The organism is Erwinia sp. 198, from assembly GCF_003937915.1.
Taxonomy (GTDB): domain Bacteria; phylum Pseudomonadota; class Gammaproteobacteria; order Enterobacterales; family Enterobacteriaceae; genus Erwinia; species Erwinia aeris.
The window spans coordinates 2,204-5,311 of the sequence record NZ_RHUM01000024.1; the positions used below are offsets into that span (position 1 = coordinate 2,204).

The window sequence follows — 3,108 nt, forward strand, 5'->3', positions numbered from 1 at the left end:
GTCCTTCGGGACGCTTGTGGGTTGTGAGGTTAAGTGACTAAGCGTACACGGTGGATGCCCTGGCAGTCAGAGGCGATGAAGGGCGTGCTAATCTGCGATAAGCGTCGGTAAGGTGATATGAACCGCAATAACCGACGATACCCGAATGGGGAAACCCGGTGCACTTGTGCATCATTGCAGCATGAATACATAGTGCTGCAAGGCGAACCTGGGGAACTGAAACATCTAAGTACCCAGAGGAAAAGAAATCAACCGAGATTCCCCCAGTAGCGGCGAGCGAACGGGGAACAGCCCGGAACCATCATCAGTTTGTGTGTCAGTGGAAGCGTCTGGAAAGTCGCAGGGTACAGGGTGATACTCCCGTACACAAAGGCATGCTTATTGTGGGTTCGAAGAGTAGGGCGGGACACGTGATATCCTGTCTGAAGATGGGGGGACCATCCTCCAAGGCTAAATACTCCTGACTGACCGATAGTGAACCAGTACCGTGAGGGAAAGGCGAAAAGAACCCCGGCGAGGGGAGTGAAACAGAACCTGAAACCGTGTACGTACAAGCAGTGGGAGCCTTCTTTATGGGGGTGACTGCGTACCTTTTGTATAATGGGTCAGCGACTTATATTCTGTAGCAAGGTTAACCGTATAGGGGAGCCGAAGGGAAACCGAGTCTTAACTGGGCGTTAAGTTGCAGGGTATAGACCCGAAACCCGGTGATCTAGCCATGGGCAGGTTGAAGGTTGGGTAACACTAACTGGAGGACCGAACCGACTAATGTTGAAAAATTAGCGGATGACCTGTGGCTGGGGGTGAAAGGCCAATCAAACCGGGAGATAGCTGGTTCTCCCCGAAAGCTATTTAGGTAGCGCCTCGTGAACTCATCTTCGGGGGTAGAGCACTGTTTCGGCTAGGGGGCCATCCCGGCTTACCAACCCGATGCAAACTGCGAATACCGAAGAATGTTATCACGGGAGACACACGGCGGGTGCTAACGTCCGTCGTGAAGAGGGAAACAACCCAGACCGCCAGCTAAGGTCCCAAAGTCATGGTTAAGTGGGAAACGATGTGGGAAGGCACAGACAGCCAGGATGTTGGCTTAGAAGCAGCCATCATTTAAAGAAAGCGTAATAGCTCACTGGTCGAGTCGGCCTGCGCGGAAGATGTAACGGGGCTAAACCATGCACCGAAGCTGCGGCAGCGACACTATGTGTTGTTGGGTAGGGGAGCGTTCTGTAAGCCGTCGAAGGTGGCCTGTGAGGGCTGCTGGAGGTATCAGAAGTGCGAATGCTGACATAAGTAACGATAAAGCGGGTGAAAAGCCCGCTCGCCGGAAGACCAAGGGTTCCTGTCCAACGTTAATCGGGGCAGGGTGAGTCGACCCCTAAGGCGAGGCCGAAAGGCGTAGTCGATGGGAAACAGGTTAATATTCCTGTACTCGGTGTTACTGCGAAGGGGGGACGGAGAAGGCTATGTTGGCCGGGCGACGGTTGTCCCGGTTTAAGCGTGTAGGCTTGTGTTCCAGGCAAATCCGGAACACTTCAAGGCTGAGGCGTGACGACGAGGCACTACGGTGCTGAAGCAACAGATGCCCTGCTTCCAGGAAAAGCCTCTAAGCTCCAGGTAACACGGAATCGTACCCCAAACCGACACAGGTGGTCAGGTAGAGAATACCAAGGCGCTTGAGAGAACTCGGGTGAAGGAACTAGGCAAAATGGTGCCGTAACTTCGGGAGAAGGCACGCTGGCGCGTAGGTGGAGGGACTTGCTCCCCGAGCCGAGGCCAGTCGAAGATACCAGCTGGCTGCAACTGTTTATTAAAAACACAGCACTGTGCAAACACGAAAGTGGACGTATACGGTGTGACGCCTGCCCGGTGCCGGAAGGTTAATTGATGGGGTTATCCGCAAGGAGAAGCTCTTGATCGAAGCCCCGGTAAACGGCGGCCGTAACTATAACGGTCCTAAGGTAGCGAAATTCCTTGTCGGGTAAGTTCCGACCTGCACGAATGGCGTAATGATGGCCAGGCTGTCTCCACCCGAGACTCAGTGAAATTGAAATCGCTGTGAAGATGCAGTGTACCCGCGGCAAGACGGAAAGACCCCGTGAACCTTTACTACAGCTTGACACTGAACACTGGTCCTTGATGTGCAGGATAGGTGGGAGGCTTCGAAGCGTGGACGCCAGTCCGCGTGGAGCCGTCCTTGAAATACCACCCTTTAATGGCTGGTGTTCTAACGTGGCCCCGTAATCCGGGGTGCGGACAGTGTCTGGTGGGTAGTTTGACTGGGGCGGTCTCCTCCCAAAGAGTAACGGAGGAGCACGAAGGTCAGCTAATCACGGTCGGACATCGTGAGGTTAGTGCAATGGCATAAGCTGGCTTGACTGCGAGAGTGACGGCTCGAGCAGGTGCGAAAGCAGGTCATAGTGATCCGGTGGTTCTGTATGGAAGGGCCATCGCTCAACGGATAAAAGGTACTCCGGGGATAACAGGCTGATACCGCCCAAGAGTTCATATCGACGGCGGTGTTTGGCACCTCGATGTCGGCTCATCACATCCTGGGGCTGAAGTAGGTCCCAAGGGTACGGCTGTTCGCCGTTTAAAGTGGTACGCGAGCTGGGTTTAGAACGTCGTGAGACAGTTCGGTCCCTATCTGCCGTGGGCGCTGGAGAATTGAGAGGGGTTGCTCCTAGTACGAGAGGACCGGAGTGAACGCACCGCTGGTGTTCGGGTTGTCATGCCAATGGCACTGCCCGGTAGCTAAGTGCGGAAAAGATAAGCGCTGAAAGCATCTAAGCGCGAAACTTGCCTCGAGATGAGTTCTCCCTGTGGCTTCAAGCCACCTGAAGGGACGTTGAAGACGACGACGTTGATAGGCCGGGTGTGTAAGCGCAGCGATGCGTTGAGCTAACCGGTACTAATGACCCGTGAGGCTTAACCTTACAACGCCAGAAGCGTTCTGGCGGGCGTTATGAGAGACGCAACGATTTTCAGCCTTGTACCGGATTTAACGCGGCGGCCTCCGGGCGGCGGCGTGAACAGAATTTGCCTGGCGGCTTTAGCGCGGTGGTCCCACCTGACCCCATGCCGAACTCAGAAGTGAAACGCCGTAGCGCC

2 rRNA genes are annotated in these 3,108 nt (G+C 54.9%); both read left to right on the plus strand.

Annotated elements, in window-relative coordinates:
- The first annotated feature begins 27 nt into the window (after window positions 1–27).
- Window positions 28–2,933: ribosomal RNA gene (locus EGK14_RS20955) — 23S ribosomal RNA — on the plus strand.
- Between the two features lie 106 nt (window positions 2,934–3,039).
- Window positions 3,040–3,108, plus strand: a 5S ribosomal RNA gene (gene rrf, locus EGK14_RS20960); the annotation flags it as partial.